The 17,570-nt window shown below is 68.7% G+C and carries 16 protein-coding genes and 1 pseudogene; 12 read left to right on the forward strand and 5 right to left on the reverse strand.

Translation table 11 applies throughout. The features are described from left to right. The first annotated feature begins 60 nt into the window (after positions 1-60). From VFZ09_RS35380 to VFZ09_RS35415, 8 genes and pseudogenes are all read left to right on the forward strand, one after another. Positions 61-1,325 (forward strand): annotated as a pseudogene (locus VFZ09_RS35380) (IS1380 family transposase). A gap of 353 nt (positions 1,326-1,678) precedes the next feature. Beyond that, positions 1,679-2,446 (forward strand): urease subunit gamma, encoded by a 768-nt coding sequence (gene ureA, locus VFZ09_RS35385; protein WP_329732167.1) that lies wholly within the window; start codon positions 1,679-1,681, stop codon positions 2,444-2,446. Further along, positions 2,443-4,158, forward strand: coding sequence for an urease subunit alpha (gene ureC / locus VFZ09_RS35390; protein ID WP_329732168.1), 1,716 nt, complete (start codon positions 2,443-2,445; stop codon positions 4,156-4,158). The genes ureA and ureC overlap by 4 nt, the downstream gene beginning before the upstream one ends. A gap of 9 nt (positions 4,159-4,167) precedes the next feature. Next, on the forward strand, positions 4,168-4,830 hold the full coding sequence (locus VFZ09_RS35395) for an urease accessory protein UreF (protein ID WP_329732169.1): 663 nt from the start codon (positions 4,168-4,170) through the stop codon (positions 4,828-4,830). Positions 4,831-4,838: 8 nt separating this feature from the next. After that, the gene (ureG, locus tag VFZ09_RS35400; protein WP_329732170.1) at positions 4,839-5,576 is read left to right on the forward strand and encodes an urease accessory protein UreG; all 738 of its coding nucleotides are present in this window, start codon (positions 4,839-4,841) and stop codon (positions 5,574-5,576) included. A 49-nt stretch (positions 5,577-5,625) separates the two neighbouring features. Continuing rightward, positions 5,626-6,438: a methyltransferase domain-containing protein gene (locus tag VFZ09_RS35405; protein WP_329732171.1), complete on the forward strand. Its 813-nt coding sequence runs from the start codon at positions 5,626-5,628 to the stop codon at positions 6,436-6,438. Between the two features lie 5 nt (positions 6,439-6,443). Beyond that, positions 6,444-7,751 (forward strand): chorismate-binding protein, encoded by a 1,308-nt coding sequence (locus VFZ09_RS35410; protein ID WP_329732172.1) that lies wholly within the window; start codon positions 6,444-6,446, stop codon positions 7,749-7,751. A 68-nt stretch (positions 7,752-7,819) separates the two neighbouring features. After that, positions 7,820-8,692: an alpha/beta hydrolase gene (locus tag VFZ09_RS35415; RefSeq protein WP_329732173.1), complete on the forward strand. Its 873-nt coding sequence runs from the start codon at positions 7,820-7,822 to the stop codon at positions 8,690-8,692. A 71-nt stretch (positions 8,693-8,763) separates the two neighbouring features. Here the strand turns inward: VFZ09_RS35415 and VFZ09_RS35420 are convergent, their stop codons facing one another. Then, the gene (locus VFZ09_RS35420; protein ID WP_329732174.1) at positions 8,764-9,564 is read right to left on the reverse strand and encodes a cyclase family protein; all 801 of its coding nucleotides are present in this window, start codon (positions 9,562-9,564) and stop codon (positions 8,764-8,766) included. A 75-nt stretch (positions 9,565-9,639) separates the two neighbouring features. Then, positions 9,640-9,816 carry a hypothetical protein gene (locus VFZ09_RS35425; RefSeq protein WP_329732175.1) on the reverse strand — a complete coding sequence of 59 codons (177 nt, stop codon included), beginning with the start codon at positions 9,814-9,816 and terminating at the stop codon, positions 9,640-9,642. Between the two features lie 93 nt (positions 9,817-9,909). Here VFZ09_RS35425 and VFZ09_RS35430 point away from each other — a divergent pair, with 93 nt between their 5' ends. Continuing rightward, positions 9,910-10,269 (forward strand): GFA family protein, encoded by a 360-nt coding sequence (locus tag VFZ09_RS35430; protein WP_329732176.1) that lies wholly within the window; start codon positions 9,910-9,912, stop codon positions 10,267-10,269. A gap of 28 nt (positions 10,270-10,297) precedes the next feature. Here the strand turns inward: VFZ09_RS35430 and VFZ09_RS35435 are convergent, their stop codons facing one another. Then, a complete protein-coding gene (locus VFZ09_RS35435; RefSeq protein WP_329732177.1) occupies positions 10,298-11,707 on the reverse strand; it encodes an APC family permease in 1,410 nt (469 codons plus the stop codon). Positions 11,708-11,881: 174 nt separating this feature from the next. Continuing rightward, positions 11,882-12,658, reverse strand: coding sequence for a hypothetical protein (locus tag VFZ09_RS35440; RefSeq protein WP_329732178.1), 777 nt, complete (start codon positions 12,656-12,658; stop codon positions 11,882-11,884). 161 nt (positions 12,659-12,819) lie between these two features. Here VFZ09_RS35440 and VFZ09_RS35445 point away from each other — a divergent pair, with 161 nt between their 5' ends. Next, on the forward strand, positions 12,820-13,332 hold the full coding sequence (locus VFZ09_RS35445; RefSeq protein ID WP_329732179.1) for a hypothetical protein: 513 nt from the start codon (positions 12,820-12,822) through the stop codon (positions 13,330-13,332). A 13-nt stretch (positions 13,333-13,345) separates the two neighbouring features. Here VFZ09_RS35445 and VFZ09_RS35450 read toward each other — a convergent pair whose 3' ends face one another. Next, on the reverse strand, positions 13,346-13,882 hold the full coding sequence (locus tag VFZ09_RS35450) for an FHA domain-containing protein (protein ID WP_329732180.1): 537 nt from the start codon (positions 13,880-13,882) through the stop codon (positions 13,346-13,348). A 197-nt stretch (positions 13,883-14,079) separates the two neighbouring features. On the opposite strand from VFZ09_RS35450, the gene greA reads away from it, so the two are divergent. After that, positions 14,080-14,592: a transcription elongation factor GreA gene (gene greA / locus VFZ09_RS35455; protein ID WP_329732181.1), complete on the forward strand. Its 513-nt coding sequence runs from the start codon at positions 14,080-14,082 to the stop codon at positions 14,590-14,592. A gap of 113 nt (positions 14,593-14,705) precedes the next feature. Beyond that, complete coding sequence (recG, locus tag VFZ09_RS35460) at positions 14,706-17,498, forward strand: ATP-dependent DNA helicase RecG (protein WP_329732182.1); 2,793 nt, start codon at positions 14,706-14,708, stop codon at positions 17,496-17,498. Positions 17,499-17,570 lie beyond the last annotated feature (72 nt).

A 17,570-nucleotide genomic window follows, 5' to 3' on the forward strand; every position in this document is an offset into this window, starting at 1 on the left:
AAGCTGGAGGCAAGGGCGGAGCGGTTGACGTCGGAAGCAGGGGCGGTGCTGCTGCGGGAGGTGGACGAGAGGCTGGGGCTGACACGTTGGCTGGGGGAGACGCTGACGGACACGCGGGACGAGAGCCGAATCACCCACTCGCTGCGGGAGTTGGTGCGCACGCACCTGTTGCTGCTGGCGCAGGGGTGGAAAGACATCGATGACGCGGACGCGCTGCGCGAGGACGCGGCGCTCCGACGTTGTCCCGGCTGACGGCCATGCTGGCCCAGGAGGGCAACCGCGAGGTGCTCAGAGAGGCACTGGTGTGGTTGACAGGGCGCAGACTGAGGGCGTCGAGGCCCAAGGGCGAGCGGCTGAAGCAGGTGACGGTGGACGTGGATGGACTGCCGGTGGAGGTGCACGGGCACCAGGAGGGCAGCGCGTACAACGGACACTATGGAGTGCGCATGTACCATCCGCTGGTGGCCAGCATGGCGGAGACGGGGGACTTGCTGGACGTGAGACTGCGCGAGGGCAACGTGCACAGCGCCAGCGGGGCGCTGGACTTCATCTCCCAGTTGCTCGAGCGGGTGGAGAAGGAAGTATGCGAGGTGGCGGCGGTGCGCATGGATGCGGGCTTCCCCGAGGAGAAGCTGCTGGGGATGCTGGAGGAGCGAGGCACGCCCTACGTGGCGCGCGTGCGCAACACGGCGCCACTGCAGAAGGAGGCAGCCCTCTGGCGCTTCCTCCACTCGGGCGTCCCCCAGGGCCAGCCAGGTACCTTCCTGTACGAGTCGGAGTACCAGGCGCAAGGATGGAGCCGTGCGCGGCGCGTGGTGCTGGTGCTGGTGCTGGTGCTGGTGCAGAGGAAGGAGGAACTCTTTCCCTATGCCTTCTGGCTGGTGACGAGCTGGACGACGGAGCAGATGCCCGCCGAAGCGTTGCTTACGCACTACCGCCAGCGCGGCACGGCCGAGGGGCACTTCGGAGAGCTCATGGACGTGCTGGCCCCGGCGCTCTCCTCGGCCAAACGGCCCAAGTCCAACTACCAGGGCCATCCGCCCGTGCAGCGCTCGGTTTCAATCGATGCCTTCGCCAACAACGAGGTGCGCCTGCTGCTCAACGCGCTGGCCTACGACCTCGTGCACGCCGCGCGCGTGTTGATGGAGCAGGCCACGGGCGAAGGCTGGGGGCTGCGCCGTGTTCGCGAGCGGGTGCTCAAGGTGGCGGCGCGGGTACTGGTGCACGCCAGGCGGGTGGTGCTGGTCATGGGCCAGGAGTCGGCCGGTCTCTGGCGCAAGCTGTGGAGCCAGCTCGGCGCTCTGAGTACGGCCCACATCACGTAACCTCGACAGCCATTACCGCTCATCCGTCGAGTCGTTCGCCGCACCCTTTCCAACCACTCCTGCTTGCTACCCGCGCCCACGGGAGGGCCGACGTCTGTTCTGTGCTCGAAATCGCTCACAAGAGCCCCTGGCTCCTGCTCTCATGCATGAGTTGGGCCAGTTGTCATGAATATGATGGGCTAACTGGAGCCCAGTTACCGGTGGTAGTGAGCGCCTGTTCAGGTGTTTCTGTCCGGTCGTTTAGTCAGAGCTATTCATCCCCCGCAACTATGTCCAAAAACTTCGTGGGCACTCGACTAGGGTGGCCCCTTGGCCGTCCCGCCCTGGTGCTGGGCGGCCCACCCGGAGGGGCGATGCACCTGTCACCGCGTGAGATCGACAAGCTGCTGCTGCATGGCGCGGGCTTCCTGGCCCAGAAGCGTCTGGCGCGGGGCCTGCGGCTCAACTACCCCGAGTCCGTGGCGCTCATCGCCACCCAGCTCCTGGAGCTCATCCGTGACGGCCGCGGCGTGGCCGAGTTGATGGATGTGGGACGGAAGATGCTCGGGCGAGCGCAGGTCATGGAGGGCGTGCCGGAGATGGTGGCGGAGGTGCAGGTGGAGGGCACCTTCCCGGACGGCTCGAAGCTGGTGACGGTGCACCACCCCATCGAGGCCGAGCACGGCGACCTGTCGCTGGCGCTCTACGGCAGCTTCCTCCCGGTGCCGCCGCTGGAGCGTTTCCAGCGGGCGCCCCAGCCGGAGGAGGTGCGGCCGGGAGAGGTGCTGGTGCAGCCGGGCGAGCTGGTGCTCAACGAGGGCCGCGACACCGTCACGCTGGAGATCACCCACCGGGGAGACCGTCCGGTGCAGGTGGGCAGCCACTACCCGTTCTTCGAGACGAACCGGGCGCTCGTGTTCGATCGGGCGAAGGCGTACGGGAGGCGGCTGGACATCCCCGCGGGGACGGCGGTGCGCTTCGAGCCCGGGGAGAAGAAGACGGTGTCGCTGGTGGCCATCGCGGGGGCGAGGGTGGTGTGGGGCGGCAACGCGTTGGGCTCGGGGCCGGTGACGCCGGAGAACCAGGAGCGCGCCCTGGCCGAGGTGGCCGCGCGGGGCTTCGGACACGAGGAGGGCGCATGAGCCGGAAGATGGATCGCCGTCACTACGCGGACATGTTCGGTCCCACCACGGGGGACCGGGTGCGGCTGGGGGACACGGGGCTGGTGGCGCAGGTGGAGAAGGACTTCACCGTCTACGGGGACGAGTGCAAGTTCGGCGGCGGCAAGGTGCTGCGCGACGGCATGGGCCAGAAGTCCGGGGTGGGGGACGCGGAGGCGCTCGACTGCGTCATCACCAACGCGCTCATCGTCGACTGGTCGGGCATCTACAAGGCGGACATCGGCATCAAGGCGGGGCGCATCACCGGGATTGGCAAGGCGGGCAACCCGGACGTGATGGCGGGGGTGACGCCGGGCATGGTGGTGGGCGTCACCACCGAGGCCATCGCGGGCGAGGGGCTCATCGTCACGGCGGGCGGCATCGACTCGCACATCCACTTCATCTGCCCGCAGCAGGCGGACGAGGCGATCGCCAGCGGCATCACCACCTGGGTGGGCGGAGGCACGGGGCCGGCCACGGGCACCAACGCCACCACGTGCACGCCCGGCGCGTGGAACATCCGGCGCATGCTGCAGGCCACGGACAACATTCCGCTCAACATCGGCCTCACCGGCAAGGGCAACACCTCGCGTCCCGAGGGCCTGTTGGATCAGATCGCCGCGGGAGCCATCGGTCTGAAGCTGCACGAGGACTGGGGCACGACGCCGGCCACCATCGACAACTGCCTGTCGGTGGCCGAGGGCGAGGACGTGCAGATCACCATCCACACGGACACGCTGAACGAGTCGGGCTTCGTGGATGACTCGATCGCCGCGTTCAAGGGCCGGACCATCCACACGTACCACTCGGAGGGAGCGGGCGGCGGGCATGCGCCGGACATCATCCGGGTGTGCGGCCAGCCGAACGTGCTGCCGAGCTCGACGAACCCCACGCGGCCGTACACGGTGAACACGCTGGACGAGCACCTGGACATGCTCATGGTGTGTCACCACCTGGACCGCGAGATTCCCGAGGACGTGGCCTTCGCCGAGAGCCGCATCCGGGGAAGTACGATCGCGGCGGAGGACATCCTGCACGACCTGGGGGCCATCAGCATGATGTCCTCGGACAGCCAGGCCATGGGCCGGGTGGGCGAGGTCATCACCCGCACGTGGCAGACGGCGCACAAGATGCGGGAGCAGCGCGGGCGCCTGCGCGAGGAGACGGGGGACAACGACAACCTGCGCATCCGCCGCTACGTGGCGAAGTACACCATCAACCCGGCGATCGCCCATGGGCTGGCGCACGAGGTGGGCGCGGTGCAGGTGGGGATGCTGGCGGACCTGGTGCTGTGGCGGCCGGCCTTCTTCGGCATCCGTCCGGAGCTGGTGGTGAAGGGCGGTTTCATCGCCTGGGCGCAGATGGGAGACCCGGGAGCGTCCATTCCCACGCCGCAGCCCTTCTACATGCGGCCGCAGTTCGGAGCCCGGGGCCATGCGCTGGGAGCCACCAGCATCGCCTTCGTCTCGGGCCGCGCGCTGGCCGAGGGGACGGTGCGGGGACTGGGGCTGTCCAAGCAGCTCTCCGGGGTGAAGCGGTGCCGGGGGATCGGCAAGCGGGACATGAAGCTCAACGACGCGCTGCCGGTGCTCACGGTGGATCCGGAGACGTACGAGGTGCGCGCGGATGGCGAGCTGCTGACCTGCGAGCCCGCCGTCCGGTTGCCCCTGGCGCAGCGCTACTCGCTCTTCTGAGAGACGCACATGGGCTCCGCGTGGAGGGTGCTGCAGCTGGCCGACTCGGGCTTCCCCACGGGGGGCTTCGCGCACTCGGGAGGATTGGAGGCGGCGGTACAGCAGGGCGAGGTGCGCGGGCGCGAGGGCCTGGAGCGCTTCGTGCACGAGCTGATGTGGCAGACGGGGCACGGGGCGCTGCCGTTGCTGGGAGCGGCCTGGCGTGAGCCCTCGACGCTGGAGACGTTGGACGCACGCGCGGACGCCTTCCTCACCAACCACGTGGCCAACCGGGCGAGCCGCACGCAGGGGCGGGCCTTCCTGGACACGTGCGCGCGCATCTTCCCCGGGCCGGTGGGGCCGCTGCGGCAGGCGGCGCGGGAGGCGGGGGTGCTCTACCACCACGCGCCCCTGTTCGGCGCGGTGCTGCGCGTGCTGGACGTCGAGCTGTCCGACGCGCAGCGGCTCCTGTTGTCCCTCACGCTGCGAGGGGCGCTGTCGGCGGCGGTGCGGATCGGGATTGCCGGCACGCACGAGTCCCACCAGCTGCAGAACCGGTGCGCGCCCCTGCTGGACACGGTGCTGGAGACGTGTGCCGGGCTGGGGGTGGAGTCGCTGGCGCAGACATCACCCCTGATGGACCTGCTCGGCTCCACACACGACAGGCTCTACTCACGGTTGTTCCTTTCCTGAGGTGAACCATGCACGACGACCACCGTGGCCACGGCCATGACGACGACCATGACCACACGCACGAGGAGTGGGACCACCCGGGTCACTTCCACGAGCGCGAGCAGCCCGAGCGCCGCGACTTCTCGGCGAGGGCCTTCACGATTGGCATTGGAGGGCCGGTGGGCAGCGGGAAGACGGCGCTGGTGCTGGCGCTGTGCCGGGAGCTGAGGGAGCGCTACCGGCTGGGCGTGGTGACCAACGACATCTTCACCAAGGAGGACGCGGAGTTCCTGGTGCGCAACCAGGCGCTCTCGCCCGAGCGCATCAAGGCGGTGGAGACGGGCGGCTGCCCGCACGCGGCGATTCGCGAGGACATCAGCCACAACCTGCTGGCGCTCGAGGAGTTGATGGAGGCGCTGAAGCCGGAGCTGCTCATCGTCGAGAGCGGGGGAGACAACCTGGCGGCGCAGTACAGCCGGGAGCTGGCGGACTACACGGTGTACGTCATCGACGTGGCGGGTGGGGACAAGGTGCCGCGCAAGGGTGGGCCGGGCATCACCCAGTCGGACCTGCTGATCATCAACAAGACGGACCTGGCGCCGCACGTGGGCGCGGACCTGTCGGTGATGGATCGCGACGCGCGGAAGATGCGGGGCGACGGGCCGTTCGTCTTCACCCAGGTGACGAAGGGCGTGGGGCTGCGGGAGGTGATCGATCACCTGCTCGGTGCGTGGCGAAAGGCCACGGACGCCACGCTCCGCACCTGACGTTCGCTGAGCCGCAGGCAGCTCCTGCGATTCCAACAAGGACAACCGGATGATGCGAGACGAACAGTATCTTCTTGGCTACAGCGAACGCGAAGCGCTCAGGCTGCGGCAACAATCGCGGGATCTCGCGCATGAGACAGGGGGGTTGCTCAATCAGATCGGGGTCGGGCCGGGCGAGCGCGTCCTCGATCTCGGCTGTGGGCCGCAGGGGAGCCTCGAGCTCCTCGCCGAGCGGGTTGGCCCCTCCGGCTCTGTCGTCGGGCTCGAGAAGAATGCGCGGGCAGCCGCGCTCGCGCGGGCTTTCGTCCGCGAGCGAGGGTTGGCCAACATCGAGGTCGTCGCGGGCGACGCACGCGCCAGCGGCTTGCCGCGCGCATCGTTCGATCTCGTGCATGCGCGGCTCGTGCTGGTGAACGTGCCGAGGCCAGAGGAGATCGTGCGGGAAATGGTCGCGCTCGCCCGGCCGGGCGGCGTTGTCGCCAGCCACGAGGCGGACTATGCAGCGCATCGCTGCGACCCGCCGCACCCATCGTGGGACCGGCTGTTCGCGGTCTACGAGGCCTACTCGCGCGACAATGGGATCGACCTGTTCATCGGCCGGCGGACGCACAGCCTCTTCCGCGCGGCGGGGCTCATCGACCTGCGCGTGCACCCGCTGATTCACGTCTATCCCCCCGGACATCCGCGGCGCGGCATCTTCCTCGAGTTCATCGGCAACGTCCGTGCGCACCTGCTCGCCGACGGACGGATCAGCGAGGACGAGCTCGACACGCACCTCCGGGCGCTGCATGAGCACATCGCGCGCCCGGACGTCTTGATCATCTCGCACATGTTCTTCCAGGTCTGGGGGCGAGCGCCTTGAGTCAAATGGTCCAGGGACAGGGCATCATCCCAGGCGCGCGCAGGCCGCACGGCATCCTGAAAGGACTGCGCGATGCCGGTGTGCTGGATGACTATGTGATGTACGAGAGCGGCACCGAGACGAGGATCGTCGGCGGTTGCCTCGCCAGGGTCCTCCTCTCGGGAGACGAGCTCATCCTCGAGGGCCCTTCCGGCCCGCGCCGCTCGGAGCGTGCGCATGATCCGTTCAAGCAGATCGAGCGCATGCTCGCCGAGGTGGGAATCCCGCACTGGACGGCGTACGGGTACGTCGGGTTCGACGTCGCCCGCTTCTATCATCCCTACGGCAAGGCGATGAGCTGGCCCCTGCTCCACCTCGTGATTCCGGCCATCGAGGTCCACCTCCGCGGCGGGTGCGCCTTGGTCCAAAGCGCGGCGAACAAGGAGGCGATCGAGCGGATCGTCTCGACGACGAGCGACGACCAGACCACGGCCGCCCCCACCCCGCCGGACATTGATTTCTCCGATCGCGACGATTACCAGAACAAGGTGTTGTCGCTCTCGGAGGCGATCCGGGCGGGCGAGTTGGAGAAGGCCATTCTTTCGCGCTCCGTGGACATCCCGGGAGCGCTCGATGTCCTTGGCACCTACGCCGCGGCCGTGCGCACCAACCACGCGGCGCGCTCGTATTGCTTCCAGCTCGGCCACGTCGCCGGTGCCGGACTGAGCCCCGAGCTCCTGCTCGAGGCCGATGCCTCCGGGTTGGTCATGACGAACCCCCTCGCGGGGACGAGGCCTCGCGGCGCGAACGCCGAGGAGGACCTGCGCATCAGGAGCGAGCTCTACTCCGACGCGAAGGAGGTGAAGGAGCACGCGCTCTCGATCCTCGCCGCCCAGGAGGAGCTTCGCTCGGTATGCCTCGCCGGCTCCGTGCGGATCCATGACTTCATGCAAGTCAAGCCGTTCCGCTTCGTGCAGCACCTGTCGTCCAGGGTCTCTGGCCGGCTCGCCCAGGAGAAGACCGTGTGGGACGCGCTCAAGGCGCTGTTTCCCGGGATCACGGTGTCTGGCATTGATAAAGGCACGGCACTGCGCTTCATCGGCCGCCTCGAGCGAGAGCCGCGGGGGGTCTACGGCGGCGCGATCGGCTGGATGGACAGCCGGGGCGCGGCGGACATGGCGATCGCCATCCGGGCTGTCTACCAGTACGGGAGCACTGTTCGGCTGAACGCGGGCGCCGGGATCGTCGCCGAGTCGATCGCGGAGCGCGAATACATCGAGACCGTCAACAAGATGAACACGATGCGTTCGCAGCTCGTCTTTCTGCCGGGGTAGAGAACATGGACAGGGGCGGCCGTTCCAGGCCCGCCCTCCGCTGTGCATAGAGGAAAGGGATTGCGCGGATGGTGCTGAAACAACGCGGGTTGGTCAAGACGCCGTATGGGCTGATTCACTACGTGGCGGTGGGCACGCCGCGGCCGGACCGCGCCGCGCTGGTGTGTCTGCACATGAGCCCGCGCAGTGTGGACGAGTTCCGAGAACTGCAGGAGCTCCTGGGCTCGGAGGAGCGCAGGGTGGTGGCCATCGACGAGCTGGGCTACGGCGCGAGCGACAACCCGGACAGGTCGGTGACGCTGGAGCAGTTGGCGGACGCTGTCATGTGTGTGGTGGAGCACCTGGGCATCCAGCGCTTCTGCATGGTGGGCAGCCTGATGGGTTGCTACATGGGCATCAATCTGGCGGCGCGCTTTCCCGAGCGCTGTGCCGGGCTCTTCCTGCACAACCCGTACTTGTGGCCGGACGAGGCCGTGGAGAAGGCACGCAGCCAGGCCGCCTCGGAGAACCCGTCGTGGGCCGCGTGGGAGTCCAAGCCAGACGGAAGCCACTTCACGGACATCTGGAAGCTGCGCAGCGCCTTCCTCCCCCCGGACATCAATACGCGCTGCGTGGTGGACGACGCCGTCTACCGCCTCAAGCGCAACCTGCGCCAACCCCTGAACATCCACATCCAGGAGCCGCAGCTCTTCGACTTCACCCGGTTCTCCCACCAGGTGAAGTGCTCCGTGCTGTGCGTGTTTGGCGAGCAATGCGTCACTTTTTTCGATGCCATCGGCTACCGGATGACCGAGCAGAAGGCCAGACTCGCGGAAAAGTTCCCCGGCGCTGCCTCCTACACCGAACACCACCTCCCCGCCGCCTCCATCAACATGCTCAACACCCACGCCACGGACATTGCCCGCATTCTCACGGACACCCTGAGCACTCTGGGGGTGTAGACCTCGCGGGCGATGAGAGCGTTCGCGATGCGACATGTGTCGCGGTTGCCGAGACGGGCTGGCCGCGCGGGCTAACGGCTCTCCTGGGGAATGAAGGCGAGCACGCGCGCGGGGCTGCCACTGCCTCCCTGCACGGAGACCGGCTGCACGACGACGTAGGCTCCTTCGGCCGGCAGGGCGGAGAGGTCCGCGAGGTTCTCGATGTGATAGCCGCCGCCGCTCAGGAAGTGCCGGTGCTGCTGGAACGTCTTGCTCGGCCCCGGATCCGTCGAGAGCGTGTCGATGCCGATGCCGCGCACCTGACGGGTGCTCAGCAACTGGCTCGCGGCCATCGAGACTCCGGGGAAGTGCATCACGCCGGAGGCGTCCGCATTGCGGTAGCGCACCTCATCCGGCCAGCGCGAGGCCCAGCCGGTGCGGATGAGCACGATGTGCCGGGGCTCCAGCGCACCATGCTTCTGCTCCCAGGCCTCGATGTCCGCCACCGTCACCTCGTAGTCCGCGTTCTCCGAGGCCTTGGCGGAGACGTCCAGCACGGCGGCCGGGCCCGCCAGTGACTCCACGGGGAGCTGGTCCACCGTCTTCGCACCGGCGGCGAAGTGGGCCGGAGCGTCCACATGCGTCCCCGTGTGCTCGCCCACCGTGAAGTCGCGGATGTAGTACCCGTCCTTCTCGACGGTGCCCTTGACCTTGGCGGACATCGGCGTGCCCCCGGGGTAGACGGGCATCTGCTCCGTGAGGGGATGGCTGATGTCGACGATGCGCGTGCGCGCCATCGTCTCGGTGAGGCTGGTCCGTCCACCCTGGGTGGCACATCCACTCAGCAACAGCGTCACCGGCAGCGCGAGCTTCTTCCAGGAGATGTCGTTCATGGCCGGAACATACCTGGGCCGTGGCGCGGATGGGGCGAACACCGTGCGCCCCTTTCCGAGCACCTGATGCCCGGGCTACTTGTCCGTCTTGGAACGCCGTGCCGGGCTCTTCCTCGGCGCGGCCTTCTTCTTGTCGTCGTCCGCGACTCCGCTGGGCAGGAGGATCCTCGCCGGGCTCTTCTTCGACGCGGCCTTCTTCGCCTGGGTGGGAGCCTTCACCTGTTTCTTCGCTGCTTTCGTTCGAGTCGCCATGGTGGGGCGGAGTGTAACCCGTCCGCGATGTGGACCCGGAGTCCCCTCATGTCCTGCTGGCTTGTCCGGGTCGCGATTGCCTAGGCTCCGCGCATGTCCACCACCCCCTCGCATTCCGGCGGCTGCCACTGCGGCGCCGTTCGTTACCGCGTCGAGCTCGATCTCTCCAAGCCCGTCATCCAGTGCAACTGCTCGATCTGCGCACGCACCGGCACGCTGCTGGCGTTCGTGCCCGAGAGCAGCTTCACGCTCGAGAAGGGCGAGCAGAACCTGACCGACTACCAGTTCAACAAGCAGGTCATCCATCACCTGTTCTGCAAGACCTGCGGCATCCGCTCCTTCGCGCGGGGCACCGGTCCGAACGGCCCGATGGTGGCGGTCAACACCCGCTGCCTCGATGACGTGGATGTGACCCGGCTGAACATCCAGCACGTGGATGGAAAGAGCCGCTAAGCCCTCGGGTGGACAACTCTGGCGAGCCTCAGCCTTCGCCGCCGGCCTGTGCGCTCACCCGCGGCGCGCTCTTCTCCCCGGACGTGCGGTGCCGCCAGAAGAAGAAGACCGGGACGCCCGCGAGCAGGAGCAGCGCCCCCTCGAGCGCGTGGGTGGGGTTCGACGCAATGGAACCGATGACGACGTAGGCGGCCGCCGCGATGAAGAGCAGCGGGGTGAGGGGGTAGCCGGGAACCCGGTATCGCGCTCGCGGCACGCTGCCCGCGCGCTCGCGGGCGCGATAGACGAAGAGCGTTGCCGCCGTGGCGCCGAAGACGAGCCAGTCGGCGAAGACGACGGCGTCGAGCAACTCGCCGTAGGTCCCGGAGAGGGTGAGGAAGATGGCCCAGGCCGCCTGGAACACGATGGCGGACGTGGGGGTGCGGTAGCGGGGATGCAGCCGGGCGAGCCGCGGGAAGAAGAGCCCATCCGCCGCCATGGCCTGGTAGACGCGTGGCGAGACGAGGATGACCAGGTTCAGGAAACCGAAGGTGGACACCGCGATTCCCGCGGTGATGAACGTCCGGCCTCCGGGCCCGAGCAGTTGTCCGAGCGCGTCCGCCGCGGGTGCGCTGCTCGTTGCGAGCCCCTCCGCACCGAGCGTGCGCAGGTAGGTGAGGTTGGCGAGGAGGTAGACCGTCACCACGGCGATGACGCCGAGGAGGAGCGCGCGGGGCAGGTTGCGCTCGGGGTCGATCATCTCCTCGGCCACGAAGTTGGTCTGCTGCCAGCCGCCGTAGCTGAAGAGAACGGGGACCAGAGCCGCGCCCACGGCCAGTCCGAGCGAGTCGGGCAGGGCGGCGGAAGCGCCGAGGGCGGCCTCCGGCGCCTGTCTGGCCAGGAAGAGCCCGGCACCGCAGAGCACCGCGAGCGCCACCAGCTTCAGGAGCGTGAACACATTCTGGGCGAGCGCCCCGAGCCTCACTCCGACGTAGTTGATGCCCGAGAGCAGGACGATGGCACCCACCGCGAGCGGAAGCCGGGCCGTGTCCGGCAGGGCGAGCAGCGCGATCGTGTAGCTCGCGAAGGCCACCGCCACCGCCGCGATGGCTCCGGTGGCGATGATCAGCAGCAGGCTCCACGCGTTGAGGAAGGCCGGCAGCGGTCCGAAGGCATCGCGAAGGTAGACGTAGCTGCCCCCCGCCTTCGGGGCGCGCTGACCGAGCTCGCCGTAGACGAATGCTCCGATCAGCGCCACCACGCCGCCGAGCACCCAGACGCCCAGGGTGAGCTCCGGAGTGTGGACCCGCTGCGCGACGATGGAGGGATTGAGGAAGATGCCCGAGCCGATGATGCCGCCGATGACGAGCATGACGCCCGAGAAGAGCCCGACACGCCGCGAGTAACCGGCCTGTTCCTCCATGACGATTCGCGGCCCTGCTTCGTGTTGTTCGTCCATGGAGGCCCTCGGGTCCGGGCGGGAGCTTATCCGAGCAGGGTTCTCGAGAAGAGGGGGCCCTCGCGTGGCGATTGCCCACGCGGGTGCCTGGCGCATGTGCTCGAGCTCTTCGAGGAGGAGCCTTCCTCGGTCTTCACCTCCGTGCGATGGGCTGCTCGCCTCGGACGAGCTACCTCACACTCCCGACTTCGAGGTGTTGGCCTGCGTGAGGAGAGGAGGCCGGCTCACCGTGACCGATGTTCCATGTTTGAAGTAGATGGCGACGAGGATGAGCGAGACGAGGGAGATGAGCGACCACAGCCCCAGGCCCGGGAGTAGAACCATGGGCACATCCAGGAGGGCCACCGGTACGGTGGCCACGCCGAGGATGCCATTCGCCGCGAACAGCCGGCGTATCCAGTTCTGCACCTCGTCCCCGTGGAAGACACACGCGGCGGACAGGGTCCCGAGGCCCAGGAACGAGTAACCGATCGTCTCGATTGCGAAGAAGGCGGAGTGGAAGTTGGGCATGGCCAGCAGCGAGAGCCCCTCCAGGTCACCACTCGAGAGGTTGAGCCGCACCACGAACAGTTGCAGGTAGTCGTTGGTGCAGATGATGGCCATGTACGCGAGGGTGAAGAGCATCCCCAGCAGGCTGTAGAGCTTCTTCTCCTGGGGCGCGGACATGTGGATGCTGGCCATGTTCACGACGAGGGTCGGTGCCAGCAGGAGCGCGGGGAAGAGATTGATGAGCTGGCGCGAGTGGAAGCTCCTGGCGTAGGCCTCGATTCCCGCCCACTCCGGGGTCTGGATCCCGAAGGCGAGTGCGAGCCATAGAGCGGTCAGCACGGTCGCGAGGACGGCCGACCAGAACCCCATCCACCTCACCGGCCTGGGAATGCCCGGCGGCTGGCTGCTCGCTCCTGGCCCCGGTTCGACCCGGCCATCCTGCTGGGTGGTTGTGACAGTCATGACAAGCCCCTCCTCCGGAACCTGTATCCACCCGTGGAGACAGGCTCATCGGCCAAACGGATGAGGTGGCTTGGGTGGAGGAGGCCCCGTCCGGATGCCTGCTCCACATTGGGATCCACCCGGGCGTTGCCATGGAGGGCGCGCGGTCGTAAGACGGGGCCGTGTCCGAGTCCGATCCCCGGAAAGATCCCCGTTACCGTCCCTTCCGCGCCGCCGCCTACGGCCTCTACATCGCCGTGGTGTCCGCCTTCTGCATCGCGGTCATCATCGGCGTGACGCGCTCGGTGCGGGCGATGACGCCGCCCAGGAAGCCCCCGGCGGAGCAGGTGCTCTCCTACCGGGAGTGCCTCGACGAGGCGGATGCACTCTGGTCCCAGCTCGAGTCCGAGCGCGAGAAGCTGGTGCGCATCTCCCCGGCCCGCGAGGTGGACCGGCAGTGGCTCGCCTTCCGCACCACCTGGCTCCAGCACATGCGCGACGCCGAGGCCCGGTGCGCGCTCGAGTCCCGCGACCGCGCCAACCTCAAGGAGGTGTTCCGCCGCCTGGAGGAGGTGCAGGACCTCTACTCCATCCACGCCGTGCAGTACGCCGGTGAGGTGGGCGGCGTGGTGGACGCCCTGCGCGGCGCCTTCTCCACCGCGCGCAAGAACCCCGCGGCGGGCCGGCTGCCCTGAGCGGGGCCCCTCGCTACCGGCCCTTGTGAGGCCCCCTGGCTCCCTTGGGGGCCGGAGAGCCGTGCAGCCGCGCGTGCAGCGTGTCCGTCACCAGGTACCAGAACTGGACATTGCCGAAGCTGAGGATGTCCCCGTCCTTGAGCGTGGCCTCGCGGGTGCCGAGCGTGCTGCCGTTGAGGAAGGTGCCGTTGGTGGAGCCGGTGTCCTGCACGGTGCAGCGGCCCTGGGGCTCGTTCCAGCGCAGCACGGCGTGGCGCTTGGACACCGAGGCGTCGTCGATCACCAGGTCGCAGTCCGGCAGCCGTCCCACGCTCAGCGCCTCCGCGCGGGCCAGCGGGGGGAGGGTGGTGATGAGCAGGTCCTCGAACTCGAAGAGGAGCGAGAGCATGCCCTGCTCGATGGCGCCGGCGGAGGCCACGCGGGTGGGTTCGAGCGCGGCCGAGGGACGGCCGGGGGCGCGCTGGATGAGGACGAAGGGGCCGAGTTGACGGCGGAAGGCCCCGATGGACAATGACGCGCCGAGCGCGCGCAATTCCTGGATGGACAGCACGGCGTGGCAGCATGCCAGAAGTCCGGCGGGGCGGGCGGGCGGAAGAAGCGCCGACGCTGGTCCGGACGGCGGCTTTCGTTGACCGGCCTGTCAAACGTCCCTTACAGTTTCCCTTTCGGCCCGGCCGCCGCCATCGTTGAAGGGCGGTGGCCGTGGGCCGCGGCGTTCACCTGTTGCCGTGGGAAGGAGTCGTGTCGATGAGTGGGAGCGGGAACATTCCGATGACCCCGTCGGGTCTGCGGAAGCTGAAGGCGGAGCTGAAGCACCTTCAGACCGTCGAGCGCGGGAAGATCTCCCGGGAGATCGAAGTGGCCCGTGCGCACGGGGACCTGCGGGAGAACGCCGAGTACCACGCGGCCAAGGAGAAGCAGTCCCACATCGAGGGGCGCATCCTGGACCTGAACGACTGGATCGCCCGGGCCGAGGTGATCGATCCGGCGAAGCTGGGCGGGGACAAGGTCGTGTTCGGTGCCACGGTGGATCTGCTGGACGTGGAGTCGGACAAGACGGTGACGTACCGGCTGGTGGGCGAGCTGGAGGCGGACCTGAAGAAGCGGTGGATCGCCGTGACGTCGCCGGTGGCGCGGGCGTTGATTGGCAAGAAGGTGGGCGACATCGCCACCGTGCAGAGCCCGGGTGGCACCCGCGAGTACGAGGTCCAGGAGGTCCGTTTCGAGGACCCGCAGGAGGACGCGCCGGCGGAGGGCTGAAGAACAGCTCGAGGCCAGGCGGGCGGGGGAGCGGGCGCGAGCTCGTTCCCCCGTGTCGTTCTGGTGGGCGGAGAGAAGGCCGCGTCTTAGGATGAAACGCTCGGATCCTGACTGTGAACCATCCGCTGACCAGCCTCGTTGGACCATTGCGTTATGCGTGCCGGAGTGACTTCGCCCATCTGTCGACGGTGAAGGACTTGCGGGGTCTCCTGGAGCGCGCGCTCGCGGGGGCGACGGGGGTGGACGGGGAGGCGCTGAAGCAGTTGAGGGCGGCGTTGCCGCACGTGGACCATCCGGCGCCGGAGCGGCGCAAGGAGGCGTTGAGGAGGGTCCTGGCGGGGCTGAAGCTGAGCGGGGTGCAGTTGCCCGACGAGCTGGCCCAGGTCGCGAGCGCCGCGCCCCCCCTGGCCGCCAGTGCCCCCCCATCCCCCGCCGTGCCCAAATCCCCCGCCGTGCCCAATACCCCTCGCCCTCCGGGAGAGGGACGGGGTGAGGGTATCGAGTCCCCCAGGTTGAGCCGCACCCCTCTCCCTCTGGGAGAGGGACGGGGTGAGGGTCGTCAGGACCTGGTCCCCGAGTGGAAATCGAGAACCCCGGCGCCGCCGCCCCCGGGAACGCGGAGCGCGGCCCCGGCGAGACCCACGGCCCCCATCCTCGCGCGCACCCCCACGAAACCCGTGCCCCCCGCGCCACCCGATGCGCCGGCCCCCGAGGAGAAACCCGCCGCGAAGCGCAAGAAGAAGAAGGTGGCGAAGGGGCAGGAGGAGTCGCGGGCGGAGGCGAAGCTGCTGTCGATCGCACCGCGCTCGGGGCCGTTGGCGATTCCGCTGAAGACGATGGGCAAGCGGTTGGGCCCGAGGCTGTTGGCGGCGCTGAACAAGAAGGGGCTGAAGCGGGTGGGGGACATCCTCTTCCTGCTGCCGCGCTGCTACGAGGATCGGCGCAGGCTGCAGACGATCGCCGAGCTGATGCCGGGCGAGCGTGGGGTGACGGTGGGCGTGGTGAAGATGGCGGACTTCGTGCCGAGCCGGACGGGCAAGCGCTACTTCCGGGCGGTGGTGGCGGACCGCTCGGGGAGCATCGCGGCGACGTACTTCAACGCGGGCCCGTGGCTGAAGGCGCGCTTCCCGGTGGGCAAGCGGCTGGTGCTGTCCGGCGAGGTGCGCGCGTCGCTGTCGGGGCGCGAGATGGCGCACCCGGAGATCGAGCCGGCGGAGGACCTCGAGGTGTCCTCGGTGCACTTCAACCGCATCGTCCCGGTGTACCCGGGCTTCGAGCGGGGGGACCAGCGGATGTTCCGGGAGCTGGCCTCGGTGGTGAGCGAGTCCTACGCGCAGCACGTGGAGGAGCCGCTGCCGGAGGGCCTGCGCCGGAAGCTGGAGTTGATGACGCTGACGGAGGCGCTCAAGTCCATCCACTTCCCGGCGGGGGACGCGGATCCGGAGATGCTGGACCGGCACCTGAGCCCGGCGCACCGGCGGCTGGCGTTCGACGAGCTCTTCTTCCTGCAGCTGGGCATGGGGCTGAAGCGGCAGGGGGTGAAGACGGAGAAGGGCATCACCTTCGACGTGTCGGCGCCGCGGCTGGAGAAGGCGCGCGGGGCGCTGCCCTTCCAGCTCACGGGGGCGCAGAAGAAGGTCATCGAGGAGATCTCCCAGGACATGGGCGCGGCCGAGCCGATGAACCGGCTGGTGCAGGGCGACGTGGGCTCGGGGAAGACGGCGGTGGCGGTGGTGGCGGCGCTGGTGGCGTTGCAGGACGGCTACCAGGTGGCGGTGATGGCGCCCACGGAGATCCTCGCCGAGCAGCACGAGCGCACGTTCCGCAAGCTGCTGGAGCCGCTGGGCTACAAGGTGGGGCTGTTGAGCGCGGCGGGGACGGCGAAGCGCAAGCGCGAGGTACGCGAGGCGGTGGCGCGAGGGGAGATCCACCTGGCGGTGGGCACGCACGCGCTCATCCAGCAGGACGTGGGCTTCCAGAAGCTGGGCTTCGTGGTCATCGACGAGCAGCACCGCTTCGGCGTGTTGCAGCGGCACACGCTGATGAGCAAGGGCGTGTCGCCGGACGTGCTGGTGATGACGGCCACGCCCATTCCGCGCACGCTGGCGATGACGCTGTACGGGGACCTGGACGTGTCCGTCATCGACGAGCTGCCGCCGGGGCGCACGCCGGTGAAGACGCGTGTCTTCAACGACAAGCAGCGGGCGCGGGTGTACGAGGCGGTGGCGTCCGAGGTGCAGAAGGGCCACCAGGCCTACGTGGTGTACCCGCTGGTGGAGGAGTCGGAGAAGTTGGATCTGGAGGACGCCACGCGCGGAGCGGACAAGCTGCGCCAGGTGTTCCCCGGCGTGGAGGTGGGGCTGCTCCACGGGCGGATGAAGCCCGAGGAGAAGGACCTCGTCATGGACGCCTTCCGGGCCGGCACCCTCCAGATTCTCGTGTGCACCACGGTGGTGGAGGTGGGCGTGGACGTGCCCAACGCCTCGGTGATGGTCATCGAGTCCGCGGAGCGCTTCGGCCTGTCGCAGCTGCACCAGTTGCGCGGCCGGGTGGGGCGCGGGGCGGCGGTGAGCTACTGCTACCTGGTGGCCAACCTCGCGCGCTCCTCCATGGACTCCTCGGAGCGGCTGGGCGTGATGGAGCACAGCAGTGACGGCTTCGTCATCGCGCAGAAGGATCTGGAGATCCGCGGCCCGGGCGAGTTCCTCGGCACGCGGCAGAGCGGCCTGCCGGAGCTGGCGGTGGCCAACCTCGCGCGAGATGGAGATCTGCTGTCGCTGGCGCAGCAGGAGGCGCGGCGCATCCTCGCGAGGGATCCGAAGCTCGCCGCCCCCGAGCACCAGGCGCTGGTGAAGGCGCTCGAGGAGCGCTGGGAGGGGCGGCTGTCCCTCGCCCGCGTGGGCTGAGCGGGAGGCCGGAAAAGAAGAGGGGTGGCCCGGAGGCCACCCCTCGTTCAACAGGGCCTGGGGCCCGCGGTC

Source organism: Archangium sp., from assembly GCF_036277355.1.
Taxonomy (GTDB): Bacteria; Myxococcota; Myxococcia; order Myxococcales; family Myxococcaceae; genus Archangium.

Bases quoted from the DNA above. Each gene is read 5' to 3' on its own strand.
- ureA (WP_329732167.1), top strand. From the start codon at position 1,679: ATGCACCTGTCACCGCGTGAGATCGACAAGCTGCTGCTGCATGGCGCG.
- ureC (WP_329732168.1), top strand. From the start codon at position 2,443: ATGAGCCGGAAGATGGATCGCCGTCACTACGCGGACATGTTCGGTCCC.
- VFZ09_RS35395 (WP_329732169.1), top strand. From the start codon at position 4,168: ATGGGCTCCGCGTGGAGGGTGCTGCAGCTGGCCGACTCGGGCTTCCCC.
- ureG (WP_329732170.1), top strand. From the start codon at position 4,839: ATGCACGACGACCACCGTGGCCACGGCCATGACGACGACCATGACCAC.
- VFZ09_RS35405 (WP_329732171.1), top strand. From the start codon at position 5,626: ATGATGCGAGACGAACAGTATCTTCTTGGCTACAGCGAACGCGAAGCG.
- VFZ09_RS35410 (WP_329732172.1), top strand. From the start codon at position 6,444: ATGGTCCAGGGACAGGGCATCATCCCAGGCGCGCGCAGGCCGCACGGC.
- VFZ09_RS35415 (WP_329732173.1), top strand. From the start codon at position 7,820: ATGGTGCTGAAACAACGCGGGTTGGTCAAGACGCCGTATGGGCTGATT.
- VFZ09_RS35420 (WP_329732174.1), bottom strand. From the start codon at position 9,564: ATGAACGACATCTCCTGGAAGAAGCTCGCGCTGCCGGTGACGCTGTTG.
- VFZ09_RS35425 (WP_329732175.1), bottom strand. From the start codon at position 9,816: ATGGCGACTCGAACGAAAGCAGCGAAGAAACAGGTGAAGGCTCCCACC.
- VFZ09_RS35430 (WP_329732176.1), top strand. From the start codon at position 9,910: ATGTCCACCACCCCCTCGCATTCCGGCGGCTGCCACTGCGGCGCCGTT.
- VFZ09_RS35435 (WP_329732177.1), bottom strand. From the start codon at position 11,707: ATGGACGAACAACACGAAGCAGGGCCGCGAATCGTCATGGAGGAACAG.
- VFZ09_RS35440 (WP_329732178.1), bottom strand. From the start codon at position 12,658: ATGACTGTCACAACCACCCAGCAGGATGGCCGGGTCGAACCGGGGCCA.
- greA (WP_329732181.1), top strand. From the start codon at position 14,080: ATGAGTGGGAGCGGGAACATTCCGATGACCCCGTCGGGTCTGCGGAAG.